General features: G+C 72.5%; 16 protein-coding genes. 11 read left to right on the top strand and 5 right to left on the bottom strand.

Translation table 11 applies throughout. The features are described 5' to 3' along the window. The first annotated feature begins 99 nt into the window (after positions 1 to 99). A complete protein-coding gene (abc-f, locus tag ACF1AG_RS26750) occupies positions 100 to 1761 on the top strand; it encodes a ribosomal protection-like ABC-F family protein (RefSeq protein ID WP_359606644.1) in 1662 nt (553 codons plus the stop codon). 160 nt (positions 1762 to 1921) lie between these two features. On the opposite strand, the gene ACF1AG_RS26745 is transcribed toward abc-f, so the two are convergent. Both ACF1AG_RS26745 and ACF1AG_RS26740 read right to left on the bottom strand, forming a co-directional pair. Further along, positions 1922 to 2872 (bottom strand): alpha/beta hydrolase, encoded by a 951-nt coding sequence (locus ACF1AG_RS26745; protein ID WP_391810522.1) that lies wholly within the window; start codon positions 2870 to 2872, stop codon positions 1922 to 1924. Between the two features lie 209 nt (positions 2873 to 3081). Next, a complete protein-coding gene (locus ACF1AG_RS26740; protein WP_359606640.1) occupies positions 3082 to 3528 on the bottom strand; it encodes a DUF2809 domain-containing protein in 447 nt (148 codons plus the stop codon). Positions 3529 to 3696: 168 nt separating this feature from the next. On the opposite strand from ACF1AG_RS26740, the gene ACF1AG_RS26735 reads away from it, so the two are divergent. The 4 genes from ACF1AG_RS26735 (at position 3697) to ACF1AG_RS26720 (ending at position 5999) form a co-directional block, all read left to right on the top strand. Beyond that, positions 3697 to 4119, top strand: coding sequence for a DoxX family protein (locus ACF1AG_RS26735; protein WP_391810521.1), 423 nt, complete (start codon positions 3697 to 3699; stop codon positions 4117 to 4119). A gap of 104 nt (positions 4120 to 4223) precedes the next feature. Then, complete coding sequence (locus ACF1AG_RS26730) at positions 4224 to 4526, top strand: metalloregulator ArsR/SmtB family transcription factor (protein ID WP_359607571.1); 303 nt, start codon at positions 4224 to 4226, stop codon at positions 4524 to 4526. Beyond that, on the top strand, positions 4523 to 4912 hold the full coding sequence (locus tag ACF1AG_RS26725) for a VOC family protein (protein WP_359607573.1): 390 nt from the start codon (positions 4523 to 4525) through the stop codon (positions 4910 to 4912). The genes ACF1AG_RS26730 and ACF1AG_RS26725 overlap by 4 nt, the downstream gene beginning before the upstream one ends. A 103-nt stretch (positions 4913 to 5015) precedes the next feature. Continuing rightward, on the top strand, positions 5016 to 5999 hold the full coding sequence (locus ACF1AG_RS26720; protein ID WP_387795093.1) for an NAD-dependent epimerase/dehydratase family protein: 984 nt from the start codon (positions 5016 to 5018) through the stop codon (positions 5997 to 5999). 198 nt (positions 6000 to 6197) lie between these two features. Here the strand turns inward: ACF1AG_RS26720 and ACF1AG_RS26715 are convergent, their stop codons facing one another. Continuing rightward, entirely contained in the window at positions 6198 to 8648 is a 2451-nt protein-coding gene (locus ACF1AG_RS26715) for an RICIN domain-containing protein (protein WP_391810520.1), read from the bottom strand. Positions 8649 to 8909: 261 nt separating this feature from the next. On the opposite strand from ACF1AG_RS26715, the gene ACF1AG_RS26710 reads away from it, so the two are divergent. The 3 genes from ACF1AG_RS26710 (at position 8910) to ACF1AG_RS26700 (ending at position 12747) form a co-directional block, all read left to right on the top strand. Then, a complete protein-coding gene (locus ACF1AG_RS26710; protein ID WP_391810535.1) occupies positions 8910 to 9932 on the top strand; it encodes a LacI family DNA-binding transcriptional regulator in 1023 nt (340 codons plus the stop codon). 251 nt (positions 9933 to 10183) lie between these two features. Beyond that, positions 10184 to 11323, top strand: a complete 1140-nt coding sequence (locus ACF1AG_RS26705) for a cellulose binding domain-containing protein (RefSeq protein WP_391810519.1) — start codon at positions 10184 to 10186, stop codon at positions 11321 to 11323. 338 nt (positions 11324 to 11661) lie between these two features. Continuing rightward, on the top strand, positions 11662 to 12747 hold the full coding sequence (locus ACF1AG_RS26700) for a lytic polysaccharide monooxygenase (protein ID WP_359606337.1): 1086 nt from the start codon (positions 11662 to 11664) through the stop codon (positions 12745 to 12747). 92 nt (positions 12748 to 12839) lie between these two features. On the opposite strand, the gene ACF1AG_RS26695 is transcribed toward ACF1AG_RS26700, so the two are convergent. Both ACF1AG_RS26695 and ACF1AG_RS26690 read right to left on the bottom strand, forming a co-directional pair. Continuing rightward, positions 12840 to 13229: a hypothetical protein gene (locus tag ACF1AG_RS26695; RefSeq protein ID WP_391810518.1), complete on the bottom strand. Its 390-nt coding sequence runs from the start codon at positions 13227 to 13229 to the stop codon at positions 12840 to 12842. Then, the gene (locus ACF1AG_RS26690; protein WP_359606333.1) at positions 13211 to 13660 is read right to left on the bottom strand and encodes an MFS transporter; all 450 of its coding nucleotides are present in this window, start codon (positions 13658 to 13660) and stop codon (positions 13211 to 13213) included. The genes ACF1AG_RS26695 and ACF1AG_RS26690 overlap by 19 nt, the downstream gene beginning before the upstream one ends. A 165-nt stretch (positions 13661 to 13825) precedes the next feature. On the opposite strand from ACF1AG_RS26690, the gene ACF1AG_RS26685 reads away from it, so the two are divergent. The 3 genes from ACF1AG_RS26685 (at position 13826) to ACF1AG_RS26675 (ending at position 18327) form a co-directional block, all read left to right on the top strand. Next, positions 13826 to 14302, top strand: coding sequence for a winged helix-turn-helix transcriptional regulator (locus ACF1AG_RS26685; protein WP_391810517.1), 477 nt, complete (start codon positions 13826 to 13828; stop codon positions 14300 to 14302). Between the two features lie 464 nt (positions 14303 to 14766). Next, the gene (locus ACF1AG_RS26680; protein WP_359606329.1) at positions 14767 to 16305 is read left to right on the top strand and encodes a von Willebrand factor type A domain-containing protein; all 1539 of its coding nucleotides are present in this window, start codon (positions 14767 to 14769) and stop codon (positions 16303 to 16305) included. Between the two features lie 105 nt (positions 16306 to 16410). Continuing rightward, positions 16411 to 18327, top strand: coding sequence for an AMP-dependent synthetase/ligase (locus ACF1AG_RS26675; protein WP_391810516.1), 1917 nt, complete (start codon positions 16411 to 16413; stop codon positions 18325 to 18327). The last annotated feature ends 76 nt before the right edge of the window (positions 18328 to 18403 follow it).

The raw sequence follows: 18403 nt of genomic DNA, 5'->3' as shown, positions 1-18403 counted from the left end.
GGTGGGTCGTATGCGCCACTACTTCTTTCTCTGAGTCCGGGCACGGCCGACGCCGCCGTCATCGCCCGCTGTCACCTCTCTCACCTCAGGGAAAGACCCATGCGCGCACGTGCCCACGCCCTCGCGCCCGCCTCCGCGGCGCAGCTGTCCGTCAAGGACCTCACCAAGTCCTACGGCGCCCGCACGATTCTCGACCAGATCACCTTCACCGTCCGCCCAGGTGAGCGAGCTGTCGTCATCGGGGAGAACGGGGCCGGCAAGTCCACCCTGCTGCGGCTCCTCGCCGGGGCCGAGACACCTGACGACGGCGAGGTCACCGCCGTCTTCCCCGGCGGCACCGGCCACCTCACCCAGACCCCCGAACTGGAGCCCGACCGCAGCGTGCAGGACGCGGTCGACCACGCCCTCGCCCCGCTGCGCGCCCTGGAGCGCAGGCTGCGTACGGCGGAGGAGCGCCTCGGCGAGGCTTCCGAGGCCGAACTCGCCGCCTACGGCAACCTGTTGAACACGTACGAGCAGCGCGACGGCTACCGGGCCGATGCGCGGGTGGACGCCACCATGCACGGCCTGGGGCTGGCCGGTGTGACCCGCGACCGGCTGCTCGGCACGCTCTCCGGAGGCGAGCAGTCCCGGCTGGCGCTCGCCTGCGTCCTGGCCGCGGACCCCGAACTGCTGCTGCTCGACGAACCGACGAACCATCTCGACGCGTCCGCGGTGCACTGGCTGGAGGAACGGCTGCGCGCGCACCGCGGCACCGTCGTGGCCGTCACCCACGACCGGCCGTTCATCGAGCGGATCGCCACCACGATCCTGGAGGTCGACCGGGACACCCGCGCGGTACGCCGGTACGGCGACGGCTGGGCCGGGTACCGGGCGGCGAAAGCGGCCGCTCGGCGCCGCGCCGAGCAGGAACACGCGGAGTGGATCGAGGAGGTGGCCCGCACCGAGGAGTTGCTGGAGGCGGCGGGCCGGCGGCTGTCCGGCACCGGCGGCGACCCCCGGCAGGGGTTCGGCAAGCACCGCCGGTCCCACGAGGCGAAGCTGGGCGGCCAGGTACGGGCGGTGCGCGAGCGGCTGGCCCGGCTGCGGCGCGCACCGGTGCCGGCGCCGCCCGAGCCGCTACGGTTCACGGCGACTCCGGCGGTGGAGGACGCCGAACGGCCCACCGTGGACACGGGTTCGGCACTCGCGACCGTCGAGCTCGAAGACATCGGCGTCGGTGAACGACTGAGGCTGGACGGGCGGTTGGTCGTCCAGCCCGGGCAACGACTGTTGGTCACCGGGGAGAACGGGGCCGGCAAGTCGACCCTGTTGCGGGTGCTGGCCGGGGACCTGGAGCCGGACAAGGGGTCGGTGCACCGCCCCGCCACCGTCGGTCATCTGCCGCAGGAGCTGCCCGCCCGCGTGGGGCGGCTCCCGCTGCTCGCCGCGTTCGCCGCTCGGCTGCCGGGGCCGGTCGAGGAGCACCGTGACACGCTGCTGTCGCTGGGGCTGTTCCGCGAGGAGGACCTGACGGTGCCGGTCGCGGCGCTGTCGGCCGGGCAGCAACGACGGCTGCAGATCGCCCGGTTGGTGACCCGGCCGGCGGACCTGCTGGTCCTCGACGAGCCGACCAACCATGTGGCGCTCGACCTCGTCGAGGACCTGGAGGCGGCGCTGGCCGCGTATCCGGGTGCCGTGGTGGCCGTGTCCCACGACCGCGGCTTCCGGGCACGCTTCCCGGGTGAGCGGCTCCGGTTGAGGGAAGGGCGGCGGGTCTGACCGCGTGTGCTCACCGCTCCCGCGGCTGCACTTGGGTGCGTCCGGCGGCACCGTCCATGCGTGTGCGTGTGCGTGTGCGTGCCGTCGGGCCCGTCGCCCGTGCCCGGCCCTCGTCCGACCGGTACGCCGGCGGACTCCCGCCCCGGCCTGCCGGGCCCGTTCAGCCGGTCCGGAGGGCCGTGCGGAGCGTGCGGACGGCCTGCTCGACGGCCGCAGTGGCCGCCTGGGTGCTCCGTAGGGAGTTCAGCATCATGAAGTCGTGCAGGGTGGCGTTGTAGCGGATGTTCGTCGTCGGGACCCCCGCCTGCAGCAGCTTGCGTGCGTAGGCTTCGCCCTCGTCGCGCAGAACGTCGTTCTCGTCGACGACGACGAGGGCCGGGGGGAGGCCGCGGAGTTCGTCGAGACCGGCTCGCAGCGGTGAGACCGTGATCTCGGCGCGCTGGGCCGGGCCGGTGGTGTAGCAGTCCCAGAACCACGCCATGGCCGTGGCCGTGAGGTGGGGTCCGTCGGCGAATTCCTCGTAGCTGGCGGTGTCCTGGGCCGCGTCGGTCGCGGGGTAGTACAGGGACTGGTGGACGAAGGTGACGTCACCACGCTGCTTGGCCATGAGGGCCAGCGCGGCCGTCATGTTCCCGCCGGCCGAATCGCCCGCGACGGCCATGCGTGTGCTGTCGAGGCCGTACTGCGCTCCGTTGCCGGTGATCCACCGCGCGGTGGCGTAGGCCTGTTCGACGGCGACGGGACAGCGGGCCTCCGGCGAACGGTCGTACTCGACGAACACGACGGCCGCATCGGCTCCGGTCGCCAGCTCCCGCACCAGCCGGTCGTGGGTCATGGCGTCGCCGAGCACCCATCCCCCGCCGTGCATGTAGAGGACGACGGGAAGGGGGCCCGTGGATCCGGGGGGTTCGACGATGCGTACCCGCACGTCACCCACGCCGGCGGCGACGGTCACCCACTCCTCGTCGACGTCCGGCTTGTCGGTCGGGGCGGCCTGCACCTCGTCCAGGACCTTGCGCGCGCCTTCGGGACCCAGGTCGTGGACGAACGGAGGCCGTGAGGCGGTGTCGGCGAACTCCTGCGCCGCCCGCTCGAGGATCGGCTTGCTCATGAGCGATCTCCTTGGTCCCGGGGCCACGCGGCCGTGCGGGTCGCTCGGCAGCCTTCAGGCTCCTCCGAGCCGCGGTGGTGCTCCGCCGCGGCCGGGAACGAGGGACCGCCGACGGTACGGAGTACGCCTTTCCATCGTGCCGACCGGCTCTCGGCGTCGCACCCCGTGGAGACGACGGGCCGCCGGCCGGCCACAGCTGACCGCGCGGCTCACCTGGTCTCTCGACAGCGAACGATCGCGTGGAGGACGAGCCGGCCCGCGCACGCGCCGACCGCGTACCAGAACAGGTCCGGTGCGTTGAAGGTCGAGCCGAGGACCAGACGGGCGGCGGTGCTGCGCGCGGACAGCTCGGCGGGCAGCCCGGTGAGCTGGAGCAGCTCCACGGCCCAGCTCACCGCGAGCGCGATGCCCGACGCCCGCGCGGGCGTAGAGCGCGGAGCCACCAGCACGACCAGGGCGAGGATCAGAAGGGTGTACAGCGCGTCCCCGCCGTACTTGGCGACGTCGCCCGTCGCCACCGCCCGCAGGCCCAGTCCCGCGCCGACGGTCAGCAGCGCCGCGACCGCCGCAAGGAGGCGCGTACGGCCCGTCGTGTCCGGTGCGGGCGGTCCGTTCCCGTCTGCGGGGCGGGCGGGTCCGACAGCTCTGTCACTCATGAGGGGCGAGTGTGCCAGCCGCCGCCCGGAGGACCGTTGCCGACCTGTGTCCTAGGAGGTCCCGGACCACTGAACGGGGCGGACGGCGCGCACGTTAGTGAAGGGCGGACGGCCTCTGCGCCGCCCCTCCCCCTGCCCTGCGCACCGGCCACTGCAAGGAGTCCCACCATGGGCGTCACCGACCGGCTCGACCGTCACCAGCCGCTGGTCCTCGGTCTGTTCCGCATCGTCATCGGCCTGCTGTTCACCAGTGAGGGCGCGGCCACCCTGTTCGGCGTGCTGGACCGGGACGCCACGCCCGCCGGCGACTGGCCCTTCTGGTACGCGGGGGTGATCGAGCTGGTCTGCGGCGTGCTCATCCTGCTCGGGGTCCTCACCCGGGCCGCCGCGTTCCTCAGCTCGGGCGCCATGGCCTTCGCCTACTTCACCGAGCACCAGCCGGACGACCTCTTCCCCCTTCAGAACGGCGGCCTTTCGCCGGCGCTGTTCTGCTGGGCGTTCCTGCTGCTGGTGTTCTTCGGGCCCGGGGCCCTGGCCCTGTCGGGCCTCTTCCGCCGGGACGCCGCGGCCGCGTCCCGAGTCCGCGGCTAGCCGGGCACGGAAGCCGCCCCCGGCAGCTCGCCGGGGGCGGCTTCCGCATGGCCGGGACGACTTCCGCGTTGACAGGCAAGTGAGCACTTGCCTATCGTGATGGCGTGGCCGACGACCTCTTCAAAGCTCTGGCGGACGGGACCCGCCGCACGATCCTCGACGAGCTGACGGAGAAGTCCGGACAGACACTGTTCGAGATCTGTGCGCGCCTGAGCATGAAGCACGGGCTCGGCATCTCACGTCAGGCGGTGTCGCAGCACCTCGCCGTCCTGGAGGCCGCCGGGCTCGTCGAGACCCGGCGGGAGGGCCGGTACAAGTTCCACGACCTGAACGTCGCGCCGCTGCGGCACATCACCGAGCGCTGGCCCCACCCCCCTGCCCACGCACCGGAGAAGGACCCCTCATGAAGATCCACCTGACCAGTGTCTTCGTCGACGACCAGGCGAAGGCCCTGCGCTTCTACACCGACGTCCTCGGCTTCGTGAAGAAGCACGACGTGCCCCTGGGCGAGACGGACCGGTGGCTCACCGTCACCTCACCCGAAGAGCCGGACGGCACCGAGCTGCTGCTCGAGCCGTCCCACCACCCCGCGGTCAAGCCCTACCGGGACGCCCTCGTGGCCGACGGCATCCCCCTCGCGGTGTTCGCGGTGGACGACGTACGGGCGGAGTACGAGCGCCTGCGGGAGCGGGGTGTCCACTTCATCCAGGAGCCGCTGGAGATGGGGCCCGTCACGACCGCCGTCCTCGACGACACGTGCGGGAATCTGATCCAGATCGCGTCGCAGGCGTAGACCCGGCCGCCTTCGGCCGTTCCCGACCTCAGCGCACCCCACAGTTGAACACGTTCAAAACTGCGGGATAGGGTGAGGGACCTGAAGAGGCCGGAGGGGTCCTATGAAGATCGTTCTGCCCGGGGGGACCGGACAGGTGGGCTCGATCCTGGGCCGCGCGCTGAGCGCGGCCGGGCACGAGGTCGTCGTGCTGACCAGGCGGCCTCGCCGCCCCCGGGACGTCGCGTGGGACGGGGTGACCCTGGGCCCCTGGGCCCAGGTGGTCGACGGCGCGGACGTCGTGATCAACCTGGCGGGACGGAGCGTCTCCTGCCGGTACACCCCGGAGAATCTCCGCGCCATGATGGACTCCCGCGTCGACTCGGCACGGGTCGTCGGTGAGGCGATCGCTTCAGCTCGTCGGCCGCCGAAGGTGTGGCTCCAGATGAGCACCGCGACGATCTACGCCCACCGGTTCGACGCGGCCAACGACGAGGCGACCGGCGTCATCGGCGGCGCGGAGAGCGGCGTGCCGGACTACTGGGCGTACAGCGTCGAGATCGCGAAGAACTGGGAGCGGGCGCAGGAGGAAGCGGCGACTCCCGGCACCCGGAAAGTGGCCCTGCGGGCCGCGATGGTGATGAGCCCTGACAGGGGCGGGGTGTTCGACATGCTGTCGTGGCTCGCCCGGCTGGGGCTGGGCGGTCCGGTCGCGGGCGGCGGGCAGTACGTGTCGTGGATCCACGACGAGGACTTCGTCCGGACGGTGGAGTTCCTGATCGCCCGGGAGGACATGGAGGGCGCGGTGAATCTCGCCGCGCCCGGTCCGCTTCCTCAGCGGGAGTTCATGCGGGTGCTGCGGTCGGCCTGGGGGGTCCCGGTGGGGTTGCCGGCGAGCCGGTGGATGGCGGAGGCGGGGGCGTTCGTGCTGCGCTCGGACACGGAGTTGCTGTTGAAGAGCCGGCGGGTGGCGCCGGGGCGGTTGGCAGACGCGGGGTTCGCATTCGCCCGGAGCGGGTGGGAGGGGGCAGCGGGAGATCTCGTGCGGAGGGCGCGGGGTGCGCGGGCGGGGGCCGGTCGTCGTCGGGTGCGGGTGGGTGGGAGTTGATCGCGCAGTTCCCCACGCCCCTGAGAGGCCTCGGGTGTGCGGGTGAGTTGGAGACTGGCCGCGCAGTTCCCCGCGCCCCTGAGGGTGGTCGCGTGCGGGTCGGTGGGGCCTGATCGCGCAGTTCCCCGCGCCCCTGAGAGGCCTCGGGTGCGGGTGGGTGGGGTCGGTCGCGCAGTTTCCCGTGCTCCTCGGGGCGCTTCACGCGAAGCGCCACAGGTGGTCCTCCGTGCCGTTGTCCTCGTACTGGACCACCTGCGCGCTGTCCGCCGTCGACATGCCGTCCACGCCCAGGACCTTGCCGCTGTGGCGGTTACGGATGCGGTACCAGCCGTCTCCGTCGTCGACCAGGGTCCAGAGGTGGTCGGGGGTGCCGTTGTCCTCGTACTGCACCACCCGGGCGCTGTCCGCCTTCGACATGCCGTCCACGCCCAGCACCTTGCCGCTGTGACCGTTGCGGATCAGGTACCAGCCCTCTCCCTGGTCGATCAGCTGCCAGGCGTGGTCGCCGGTCCCGGTGTTCGCGAACTGCACCACACGGGCGCTGTTCTCGGTGGACATCCCGTCCACGGCGAGGACCTTGCCGCTGTGCCGGTTCTCGATCCGGCGGTACGGCGGCTCGGGCGTCCAGGGCCGCCCGTCCGGGGACGCCGTGGGGAACGCGGTGATCCGCAGCCGGGCCGCGCCCATCGGGATCAGCGTGACGCGCTCCACCGGGGCGTCGCTGCGGACGGGACCGTCCTGGAGGGGGGTGACGACGTGCTCGTCGTCGGCGCTCCACTCGGTGATGCGGCGGGCGTCGGCGGTGATGCGGACGGGGGTGGCGGCGTGGGTGAAGGGGTTGTCGGGGACGGGGCCGGGGGTGCGGGTGAACTCCGGCCGGGGCGAGGGGGCGAGGCCGTAGTTCCAGGGTGTGGTGGCGTGCACCTCGTAGGCGGGAAAGGTGTCGTCGCCCGCGTAGCGGTCGTACCGTTCGCCGATCTCGAGGGAGTACGTCAGCGGGCCGTGCTGGACGGTCACGGCGCCGTGCTGATCCGGCAGGGCCCGCACCTCGGTGCGCTGCGGCAGACGCAGGGTGACCACGTCGCCGTCGCGCCAGGTGCGTGTCACGGTCGCCCAGCCCGGACCGTCCGGCGCGCTCACCGTCCGTCCGGCGACCCGGAGTTCGGGTGAGCGGCACCAGCCGGGCACCCGCAGGCGGAGCGGAAAGCGCACCGGGCGCGGGGTGGAGACGGTGAGGCGGACGGTGTCGGTGAAGGGGTAACCGGTGTGCTCGGTGACGGTGACCGTGGTGCCGCCGGCGACCCGGGCGCGGACCGTGCTGGGCGCGTACATCGCGGCGGCGAGGCCCCCGTCGTCGGTGCCGAGCCACAGTTCCTCGGTGAAGTAGGGCCAGCCCATGCCGTAGTTGTGCGGGCAGCAGCGGTACCGGTCGACGCCCGCGTGGTACGCCTGCATGGCGAAGCCGTTCTGGAACTGGCCCTGCGTCTTGGTGCGGTCGTCCAGGTCGACGCTGTTGGCGCTGGTGATGTAGTGGACGGCCCTGCCCAGCGGGTCGAGGGAGGCGGGGAGCATGTTGAACGCCAGGTCCTCGCAGCGGTCCGCCCACACGGGGTCGCCGGTGATGCGGGTGAGGAGTTCGTGGGAGGCCATGAACTCGACGACGCCGCAGGTCTCGAAGCCCTGCCTGGGGTCGGTGAAGCCGGGCCGGTAGTTCTCGTCGCCGGCCATGCCGCCGCCCGGGAACCTGCCGTACTCGGCCATGACGGAGCCGTAGGCGCGGTAGGTGGCGCGGGTCAGCTCGGCGGAGCCGGTCACCTGGGCGTACTGGGCGGGTTCACGGAAGCCCTGGGCGATGTTGACGTTGTGGCGGGAGGGTGTCGGGCCGGTCCAGTCGGCGCCCAGGGTGTGCATCCTGGTCGCCAGGTCGAGGAGGAAGGCCTCCCCCGTGCGGCGGTACAGCCAGACGGCGATGTCCAGGCCGTCGCCCCAGCGGTAGGAGATCCAGCTGGTGTCGAACGCGCCGGGGCCCTGGGCGTTCATGTGGCGGAGGAACCTCAGGAGGAAGGGCACGACTCGTTCGTCGCCCGTGAACTCCTCGTGGGTGCGCAAGGCTTGGAGCAACGGCAGGAACGGCCAGAAATCGGGGCCGCCGCCCAGTGAGGTGCGCAGGGCGCGCGGCCCGAAGAAGCCGTCAGGCTGCTGGGTGGTGAGGATCGCGTCGATCCACCGGCGCGCGTTCACGAGGGCGGCGGTGTCGCCGGTGGTCACGGCGAGCGGGACGTACCCGCGCAGCCAGTACGGAAGTTCCTCCCAGCCGGGGCGGTCGGGGTGGACCCAGCCGGTGGTGCCGAAGTCGAGGAAGTGGGAGATCTCCTCGTAGCGGCCGCACAACCCGTCGAGCTGGAGCCGCAGTTGGCCGGCCAGCCAGCCGCGGGGGGTGACGCTGCCTGAGGGCAGTCTGCGGAAGACGTCCGGCAGGGGCCCCGCGGCGCGCCCCGAAGCCGCGGCACCACCCGAGGCCAAGGCATTCCCCGAGGCCGCGGCGTTCCCCGGGGCCGCGGAGGCAGGGCGGGCGAGGGGCGTACCGAGTGCGGCCGCGCCGAGACCTGCGGCTCCGGCGCCGAGGAGGGTGCGTCTGGTGACGGGCATGCGCGGGCTCCTGTTCATCGTCGTCCGTGGTCCTGCGGAGGGGGTGCGCGGGACGGGCGGGTGGCTCGCCGTTCGGTCTGCACAACGTTGTAAGGCCCAGACGGGATGAGAGCACGGTGCCGGGGGACCTGTCCAGGGTCCGGACACGCCGTTCGCTCCGGGCGGGCGAAGCGAACGACCCGACAGGGACGGCGGGTTGCGGGAACGGTCGATACGGGCATGACTGGGGCCGTAGGATCAAGTGATCTCGTGGGGGTGGTCATGCTCAGGCGGCGTCCGGGCACACCGACGCTCGAGGAGGTGGCCGCGCTCGCCGGTGTGGGGCGGGGCACCGTCTCCCGCGTCATCAACAACGCGGCGGGGGTCAGGGACACCACCCGCCGTGCCGTGCAGCGCGCCATCGCGGAGTTGGGGTACGTCCCCAACCTGGCCGCCCGCACGCTGGCCGGACGGCGCGCCGACGCGGTCGCGCTGGTCATGACGGAGCCGGACTGGCGGCAGTTCGGCGAGCCCTTCTTCTCCGCGATCGTGCGGTCCGTCGGGGACGCCCTGACGCAGACCGAGGTGCAGTTGCTGCTGACCCTGGTGCGCACGGACGCGGAGCGGCAGCGGCTCGTGGAGTACGCACGCGGCGGCCGGGTCGACGGCGTGATGCTGATGTCCGTGCACGCGGCGGACCCGCTGCCCGACATGCTTGCCGAAGTGGGCCTGCCCACCGTGCTGCTGGGGCGGCGCTCGGGGGACGAGAGCGTGACCTACGTCGACGCGGACAACGTCGGAGGGGCGCGCGCCGCCGTGTCGCATCTGCTGGACACCGGCCGCCGCGCGGTGGCGACCATCACGGGACCGCCCGACATGTACGTGGCCCAGTGCAGGCTGCGCGGCTACCGGGAGGCGATGGAGCGGGCGGGGGTCGAGCCCCGGGCGTCGTGGACCGTGCGGGGCGACTTCTCGGCGGACAGCGGGCATCGCGCGATGGCCGAACTGCTCGAGCGGGCACCGGAGATCGACGGGGTGTTCGCCGCGTCGGACACCATGGCCGCGGGCGCGTTGGGAGCGCTCCGGGCGGCGGGCCGGCGGGTGCCGGACGACGTGGCGGTGATCGGGTTCGACGACTTCCCGCTCGCCCAGCACACCGACCCGAAGCTCACGACGGTCCGTCAGCCGCTGGAGGAGATCGGGCACGCGATGGTGCGGCTGCTCCTGGAGGAGATGGAGGAGCCGTCGTCGGCCTGGCGGCACGTCATCCACCGCACGGAACTGGTGCTGCGCGACTCCGCCTGACCGGTGCGGAATCCCGCGCGGTCGGGCGCGCGTCGAAAGTTTCGGGAGCGCTCCCGTCGTCCGAGGTCAAGTGGATCATCGCGCTGACCTGCGACTTCGAAAGGCATTCGACGGATTGGTGCGCACAGGGTTGTCAGGGACATGGACGCCTTCTACAGTCCCGTCCCGGAACACCATTGGGAGCGCTCCCATCAATGGGGAGGCGGGAGCGCTCCCGCCGCATCCCGCACCCCCACCCGAGAGGTCCCCCCATGCCACGGTTACGGCACCAACCCCGCACCCTGCGCGCCCTGTCGGCGGCGCTCCTCACCGCTCTCGCCGCGCTCGCGGCGATGCTGACCGCGACCGCCCCCGCCCAGGCCGACACCACGATCTGCGAGGAGTTCGGCTCGACCGTCATCCAGGGCCGCTACGTCGTCCAGAACAACCGCTGGGGCACCAGCGCCACCCAGTGCGTCACCGCGACCGACTCCGGCTTCCGGGTCACGCAGGCCGACGGCTCGGTGCCGACCGACGGCGCGCCGAAGTCGTACCCCTCGGTCTTCAACGGCTGTCACTACACGAACTGTTCGCCGGGCACCGCGCTCCCCGCGCGCATCAGCGGCATCTCCTCCGCGCCCAGCAACATCTCGTACAGCTATGTCGACAACGCCGTGTACAACGCCTCGTACGACATCTGGCTGGACCCGACGCCCCGCACCGACGGGGTGAACCGGACCGAGATCATGATCTGGTTCAACCGGGTGGGGCCGATCCAGCCCATCGGCTCGCAGGTCGGCACGGCCGGCGTGGCCGGGCGCACCTGGGAGGTGTGGTCCGGCGGCAACGGCACCAACGACGTGCTGTCGTTCGTCGCCCCCTCCGCGATCGGCAGCTGGAGCTTCGACGTGATGGACTTCGTCCGGGAGACCGTCGCCCGCGGGATGGCGGGCAGCGACTGGTACCTGACGAGCATCCAGGCCGGTTTCGAGCCGTGGCAGAACGGCGCGGGGCTCGCGGTGAACTCCTTCTCCTCGACCGTCGACACGGGCGGAACGCAGAACCCGGGCGATCCGGACGGCCCGGGCACGCCGGCCGCCTGCACGGTGTCGTACGCGACGAACGTGTGGCCCGGCGGCTTCACCGCGAACGTCACGGTCACCAACAACGGTTCGGCCCCCGTGGACGGCTGGCGGCTCGGCTTCACCCTGCCCTCCGGGCAGAACGTCGTGCACGCCTGGAACGCGTCCGTCACCCCCTCCTCGGGCGCGGTCACGGCGACCGGACCCGCCGACAGCCCACGGATCGCCGCCGGCGGCAGCCAGACCTTCGGCTTCCAGGGAACCTACAGCGGCAGCTTCACGCAGCCGGACGCCTTCCAGCTGAACGGCACCACCTGCCGCACCGCCTAAGGGTTCACGGCGGCCTCCCTCCGCCGTGCCCCCGCTTCCGGGCCCGCTCTTCCCTCCCTGCACCCACGGGGCGGGCCCCGAAGCGCGTACGTCCCGCCGAGGGGGCGGCCCGTGAGCCGCGACCGCCGCCCCCACCCGTCCGCGCCGCGGACGGCCGTACCGGCGACGGGTGCCGACGCACCCGCCGCCGGGCGGTCCCCATCCGCCGCGGGACGGCCCTCCGATCCCCCCGCCCGTCCGGCTGGCGCCCTCCCCGGCCGGGCGGGGGCCTCCACCCCCCGCTCCCCTACCCCTCTCGCACCGCCCATGAAGAACTCAGCATCGGGACAGGAGACTCCATGGCTCTGAGAAGCAGACTGGTCTCTCTGGCAGCGGTACTGGCGACCCTCCTCGGAGGGCTCGGTCTCAGTTTCCTCTGGCAGAAGGACGCACAGGCGCACGGCGTGGCGATGATGCCCGGCTCGCGCACCTACCTGTGCCAGCTGGACGCCATCACCGGCACCGGCGCGCTCGACCCGACCAACCCCGCCTGCGAGGCCGCGCTCAACCAGAGCGGCGCCACGGCCCTCTACAACTGGTTCGCCGTCCTCGACTCGCAGGCCGGCGGACGCGGTCCCGGTTACGTCCCGGACGGCACGCTGTGCAGCGCGGGCGACCGCTCGCCCTACGACTTCTCCGCGTACAACGCGGCCCGCTCCGACTGGCCGCGCACGCATCTGACGTCGGGCTCGACGATCAAGGTGCAGTACAGCAACTGGGCCGCGCACCCGGGCGACTTCCGGGTGTACATCACCAAGCCCGGCTGGTCGCCCACCTCGCAGCTGAAGTGGAACGACCTGGAGCTGATCCAGACCGTCACCGACCCGCCCCAGCAGGGCTCCCCGGGCGCCAACGGGGGCCACTACTACTGGAACCTGAACCTGCCCTCGGGCCGTTCCGGTGACGCGCTGATCTTCATGCAGTGGGTGCGCTCGGACAGCCAGGAGAACTTCTTCTCCTGCTCCGACGTGGTCTTCGACGGCGGCAACGGCGAGGTCACCGGCATCCGCGGCTCGGGCAGCAACCCGGACCCCGGCACCGACCCCACCCCCGACCCGAGCGACCCGCCGCACACCGGTGAGTGCATGGCCGTCTACAGCGTGACCAACTCCTGGAACGGCGGTTTCCAGGGCTCCGTCGAGGTGATGAACCACGGGACGTCGCCGCTGAACGGCTGGGCCGTGCAGTGGAAACCCGGGCAGGGCACCGCGATCGGCAGCGCCTGGAACGGCACCCTCAGTACCGGTTCGGACGGCACGGTGACGGTGCGGAACGCCTCCCACAACAGAACGATCGCACCGGACGGGAGCGTGTCGTTCGGCTTCACGGCCACATCCACCGGCAACAACTTCCCGGTGGGCACGATCGGTTGCGTCAATCCGTAGCGTCCGCGCGATGAACGGGTGACAGGACCCGGCCCGATGCGCCGTCCGCCCCTCCCCCGCCGGGAGGGCGGACGGCGCTTCGTCGTTCCGGCTCACTCGACCGGGGCGGATTCCGGTACCGGTGCGGCGTCGTGGCGGACGGCCGCGCGGTCGGCCCGGTGCAGAGGCGTCAGCACGGTGAGACCGACGACCGCGACCAGCACGAAGAAGCCTCCGGACACGGCCGCTCCGGTCACCAGCCCGGCCATCAGCCCGTGCGCGGTCACCACGGCGCCGAGCGCGGGCGCCCCGATGCCCTGGGCGGCGTATCCGACGAGGTAGCCGCCCGACACCATGCCCGCCCGGTACGGAGCGGGTGCGAACCGGCTGAGCACCGTCAGCCCGCCCGCGAAGTCGAAGGCGTAGGCGGCCCCGGCGACGGCCGACGCCACGAAGAAGAGCAGCAGCGAGTGGGTGGCGCCGGTCAGGACGAACAGCCACACCGCGGCGAGGGACCCCACCGCTCCGAGCAGCACGAGCACCCGGACGTGCAGGCGCCGGCCCAGGAGCGCGGAGAGCGTGATGCTCCCGGCGAAGACGGACAGCAGGGCGCCGGTGAGAGTGCCCGTCCGGCCAGCAGCCAGGGAACGCCGTCCGCGACCGCGAAGAGCAGTACTTCGGCGAACTGCGCCACGAGGCCGAGCAGCATGGTGACGCGGGCGCCGAGGTGGTCGGCGAGGTGGCCGAGCAGGAGCAGCACGGGGATCAGGGTGAGCGGGTAGGCGGCGAAGACCCAGGTCACGGTGGTCGTGGAGATGCCCCAGTCGGCCTGGTAGAGCGGGTAGGTCATGGTCGGGCAGGCGCTGGTCCACAGCGCGACGGCCACGACGGCGCCGGCAGTCCAGAAGCTGCCGCGGGTGCCGAGGGATGGCACGGGGCCTCCAGGGGGCACATCGATAGGGGTCGGTGAGGGCCGACGCGGGTCGACACGGTGGCGGTGAGGGGAGCGGGGCGCGAGAAGGCGCACACCCAGCTGAGTTGCCTGGGAAAACTTAGACTGTCTGAGTAGCCCTTTGCAACTCATCGGTACACTGGCCGTATGGCCAAGACGCTCGGCAAGGACTCGACCTGCTCCATCGAACGAAGCCTCCAGGTGCTCGGGGACGCCTGGACGCTGCTGATCGTGCGCGAGGCGATGCTGGCGGGCTCGACGCGCTTCCAGGAGTTCCGGGACGCGCTGGGCATCGCGCCGAACATCCTCACCAAGCGCCTGGCGTTCCTGGTCGACGAAGGGCTGATGGAGCGGCGCAGCTACCGGGAGCCGGGCGAGCGGGCCCGCGAGGAGTACGTGCTGACCGAGGCCGGGCAGGGCCTGAGCACGGTGATCGCCGCGCTGGCGACCTGGGGGCGGTCCCACCGCCCGCACCCCGAGGGGACGTCACCCGAGTTCGCCCTGCCGGACTCGGGTACCACGGCCCGGCTGGCGTTCGTCACCGATGACGGGGAGCGGGTGCGGCCGGAGCGGCTGACGGCACACCGCCGGCCCGACGCGGCACTGGACTCCGGGAGGGTGTGACCGGCGCGGGGCCCGCGCCGCCGGTCGGCCGTGAACAGGCCTGCCCCCAGCCGGTTCGGCCGCCCGCCGCGAGCGGCGGCCCGCCACCACTCCGTCCGCGGCATCGGCCGGACGGCCGACCCGGCCGACACCGGACTGGCCGGCGGCCGACCGGGCGGTTCGCCCGACCGGGCCGCCGACGTGGTCATCTGCGCACACCGAGCGGGCAGTGGGAGACGGGCTCCTCGTTCCACGAGGGGCCCGTCGGTTTTTGGCCGGGTGCGGTCCGTGCGTCCCCCCGGGCCGCACCGGCCGTTTCCGCCGGCGGACCTCGCGCAGGTCAACGGAAGATCACCTGCCGGTCTCGGCGGGACACCGCTGTTCCCGCTTCGAGACGCACCTGCGACACCCCGTACCGCACGTTTCCGCCTGCCGCGCCGTCACAGTCACTGAAGCGGCGTCGACCGACACAGGGGGTACACAGGATGAAGCGGCACGGGACACGACGACCGGCCGGGGTGCTGCTGGCACTCACCGCGGCCTGCGGGCTGCTGCTCACCGGATGCAGCGGGGACGAGGACAGCGGGGCGCGGAGGAGCGACGCCTCCTACGGGGGCGGCAGCCACGACATGCAGCCCCCGCCCGCCCCGGAAGGCTCGAACCGGTACGAGGGCGGCGAGCAGGAGTCGCGGGAGGGGGCCCCGGAGCCCGGCCGTCTGTCGACGTTCGCGCTGGACGTCGACACCGCGTCCTACGGCTACGCGCGGCGCACCCTCGACGAGGGCCGGCTGCCCGACCCGTCGACCGTGCGCCCGGAGGAGTTCGTCAACAGCTTCCGGCAGGACTACCCGCGCCCCGACGGCGACGGCTTCACGGTCACCGTGGACGGCGCCCGCACCGACGAGGAGGACTGGTCGCTGGTGCGGGTCGGGCTCGCCACCCGGACCGCCGAGGCGGACGGCGAACGGCCGCCCGCCGCCCTCACGTTCGTCATCGACATCTCCGGCTCGATGGGCGAGCCGGGCCGCCTCGACCTGGCCCAGGAGGCACTGGGCACGATGACCGGCCAACTGCGCGACGACGATTCGGTAGCCCTCGTCACCTTCAGCGACGAGGCGGAGACCGTGCTGCCGATGACCCGGCTCGACGGCAACCGGGGCGAGATCCACGACGCGATCGACGGCCTGGAGCCGACAGACTCCACCAACCTCGGCGCAGGCGTCGGGACCGGCTACGAGACCGCAGTGGAGGGGCTCCGGAAGGGTGCCACCAACCGGGTCGTCCTGGTGTCCGACGCGCTCGCCAACACCGGGGAGACGGAGGCCGACGCGATCCTGGAGCGCATCGCGAAGTCCCGGCGCGAGCACGGCATCACCCTGTTCGGCGTCGGCGTCGGCAGCGACTACGGCGACGCCCTCATGGAGCAGCTCGCCGACCGGGGCGACGGCCACACCGTGTACGTGTCCGACGAGGAGGACGCCCGCGAGGTGTTCTGCAAGGAGCTCCCCCGCAACATCGAGCTGACCGCGCGGGACGCCAAGGCGCAGGTGGCCTTCGACCCGGAGACGGTCGCCGAGTTCCGCCTGGTCGGCTACGACAACCGCAGGGTGGCCGACGAGGACTTCCGCGACGACCGGGTCGACGGCGGCGAGGTCGGCCCCGGCCACACCGTGACCGCCCTGTACGCGGTGCGCACCCGTGCCGGCGCCGAGGGGCACCTCGCCACCGCGACCGTGCGCTGGCTCGACCCCGACAGCCGTGCCCCGCACGAGGAGACCGGTGACCTGGAGACCGACGGGCTCGAGGAGTCGGTGTGGCGGGCGCGGCCCCGGCTGACGGTGACCGCCACCGCGGCCTACTTCGCCGACGCGCTGCGCTCCCCCGGCCACCGGGACAGCGCGCTGCCGGGCGCCCCGGGCCTCGGGGAGCTGTCCGAGCGCGCCGGGTCGCTGGCCGCGCGGACCGAGGACGCGGACGTACGGGAGCTGGCGGAGGCGATCCGTACGGCTGACCGGCTGGACTGATCGTCCCCCGACCGTTGACTCGTTGCTACGCGCGGGTAAGTTGACTCCAGAGTAAGTAAGCACGGACAGCACCAGCAGGACAGTCAGCCGCGACCGGGAGCCGTCATGGGCGTACGCAAGGATCTGAAACGGGCGAAACGACGGGCCGATCTGGCGGGCCGCGCTTCGGTGGTGACCGTCAAGGACGAACGCGGGACCGTCCGCGAGGTCCGCACGGAGGTCCTGGCCGCGCACCCCGTCACGGGCACGACCGCCGACGTCCCGTTCACCAACGCGGACGAGGCACCCGACGCGGTCGTGCTGCGCCGCGAGGAAGAGGGCGCGTGGCGCCCGGTCACGGCGGCGGCCTTCGCCGCGGAGGTCACCGCCGTGGCCAAGGGCCTGGTCGCGGCCGGTCTCGAGCCGGGCGACAGGGTCGCCGTGATGTCCCGCACCCGTTACGACTGGACACTCCTGGACTTCGCGATCTGGGCGGCCGGCGGGCAGACCGTGCCGGTGTATCCCACCTCGTCGGCGGACCAGGTGGAGTGGATCGTCCGGGACGCCGGCGTCCGGTACGTCGTCACGGAGACCCCGGACAACACCGCGACGGTCCGCGCCGGCGCCGCCGCCCTGCACCCGGCGCCCGAGGTGTGGGAGCTGGACGCGGGCGCCGTGGACGACCTCGTCGCCCGGGGCCGGGACGTCCCGGACGAGGAGGTCACCAAGCGGCGCACCTCCCTCACCGCCGACACGGTGGCGACCGTCTGCTACACCTCCGGCACCACGGGACGTCCCAAAGGCTGCGTGCTCACCCACGGCAACCTGTACGCCGAGTCCGCGAACACGGTCGAGCTGCTGCACCCCGTCTTCAAGGCGGTCACCTCCCAGGTCGCCTCGACGCTGCTGTTCCTGCCGCTCGCCCACATCCTGGGACGCACCCTGCAGATCTCCTGTCTCATGGCACGCATCGAGACGGGACACTGCCCGAGCATCAAGCCGGACGAACTGCGGCCCGCGCTCAAGTCGTTCCGCCCCACGTTCGTGGTGGGCGTGCCCTACCTCTTCGAGAAGATCCACGACACCGGGCGGGCCACCGCCGAGAAGATCGGGCGGGGCGCGTCCTTCGAGCGCGCCCACCGCATCGCCGTCCGCTTCGCGCGGGCGCACCTCGACCGCTTCCTCGGCCACGGCAAGGGCCCCGGGCCCGGCCTGTACGCCGCGTGGGCGCTGTACGACCTGCTGGTCTACCGCAGGGTCCGCAAGGAGCTCGGCGGGCGCCTGCGCTACGCCATCAGCGGTGGCTCCCCGCTGGAGAAGGATCTCAACCTGTTCTTCTACGCGTCCGGCATCATGATCTACGAGGGTTACGGGCTCACCGAGACCACCGCCGCCGCGACCGTCGTCCCGCCGCTGTCCCCGCGCCCCGGCACGGTCGGCCGGCCCGTCCCCGGCACCGCGGTGCGCATCGCCGACGACGGCGAGGTGCTGATCAAGGGCGGCATCGTCTTCGGCTCGTACCGGAACAACCCGGCGGCCACCGAGGAGGTGCTGCGCGACGGCTGGTTCGCCACCGGGGACCTCGGCTCCCTCGACGAGGACGGCTATCTGACCATCACCGGCCGCAAGAAGGACATCATCGTCACCTCCGGCGGCAAGAACGTCTCCCCCGCCGTGCTGGAGGACCGGCTGCGCAGCCGCCCGCCGGTCGGGCAGTGCCTCGTCGTCGGCGACAACCGGCCCTTCGTGGCCGCGGTGGTCACCCTCGACCCGGAGACGGTGGCCCACTGGCTGTCGGTGCGCGGGATGCCCGCCGGCACCCCGATGTCCGAGGTGGTCCGCGACCCGCGCATACAGGCCGAAGTGCAGAAGGCGGTGGACTACGCCAACGAGGCAGTCTCCCGCGCGGAGTCCATCCGCAAGTTCGTCGTCGTCGACGGCGAGTTCACCGAGGAGAACGGTCTGCTCACCCCGTCGCTGAAGGTCAAGCGGCAGGCGGCGCAGGAGACGTTCGCGGAGGAGATCGCCGCACTGTACGCGTGAGCGGTGCGGCCCGCGCCGTACACGAGAGCGCGGCGGCCCGCGGCGTACGCGTGAGCCGTCGGTCGGGCCGCCCGTG

Origin of the sequence: Streptomyces sp. NPDC014764 (assembly GCF_043082785.1) — a bacterium.
Taxonomy (GTDB): Bacteria; Actinomycetota; Actinomycetes; order Streptomycetales; family Streptomycetaceae; genus Streptomyces; species Streptomyces althioticus.
This window is presented reverse-complemented; position numbering and strand designations above follow the sequence as displayed.

Excerpts from the sequence above, each read along its gene's own strand:
- ACF1AG_RS26680 (WP_359606329.1), top strand. The coding sequence starts at position 14,767 with ATGAAGCGGCACGGGACACGACGACCGGCCGGGGTGCTGCTGGCACTC.
- ACF1AG_RS26735 (WP_391810521.1), top strand. The coding sequence starts at position 3,697 with ATGGGCGTCACCGACCGGCTCGACCGTCACCAGCCGCTGGTCCTCGGT.
- ACF1AG_RS26740 (WP_359606640.1), bottom strand. The coding sequence starts at position 3,528 with ATGAGTGACAGAGCTGTCGGACCCGCCCGCCCCGCAGACGGGAACGGA.
- ACF1AG_RS26700 (WP_359606337.1), top strand. The coding sequence starts at position 11,662 with ATGGCTCTGAGAAGCAGACTGGTCTCTCTGGCAGCGGTACTGGCGACC.
- ACF1AG_RS26705 (WP_391810519.1), top strand. The coding sequence starts at position 10,184 with ATGCCACGGTTACGGCACCAACCCCGCACCCTGCGCGCCCTGTCGGCG.
- ACF1AG_RS26710 (WP_391810535.1), top strand. The coding sequence starts at position 8,910 with ATGCTCAGGCGGCGTCCGGGCACACCGACGCTCGAGGAGGTGGCCGCG.
- ACF1AG_RS26745 (WP_391810522.1), bottom strand. The coding sequence starts at position 2,872 with ATGAGCAAGCCGATCCTCGAGCGGGCGGCGCAGGAGTTCGCCGACACC.
- ACF1AG_RS26715 (WP_391810520.1), bottom strand. The coding sequence starts at position 8,648 with ATGCCCGTCACCAGACGCACCCTCCTCGGCGCCGGAGCCGCAGGTCTC.
- ACF1AG_RS26720 (WP_387795093.1), top strand. The coding sequence starts at position 5,016 with ATGAAGATCGTTCTGCCCGGGGGGACCGGACAGGTGGGCTCGATCCTG.
- abc-f (WP_359606644.1), top strand. The coding sequence starts at position 100 with ATGCGCGCACGTGCCCACGCCCTCGCGCCCGCCTCCGCGGCGCAGCTG.
- ACF1AG_RS26685 (WP_391810517.1), top strand. The coding sequence starts at position 13,826 with ATGGCCAAGACGCTCGGCAAGGACTCGACCTGCTCCATCGAACGAAGC.
- ACF1AG_RS26675 (WP_391810516.1), top strand. The coding sequence starts at position 16,411 with ATGGGCGTACGCAAGGATCTGAAACGGGCGAAACGACGGGCCGATCTG.
- ACF1AG_RS26725 (WP_359607573.1), top strand. The coding sequence starts at position 4,523 with ATGAAGATCCACCTGACCAGTGTCTTCGTCGACGACCAGGCGAAGGCC.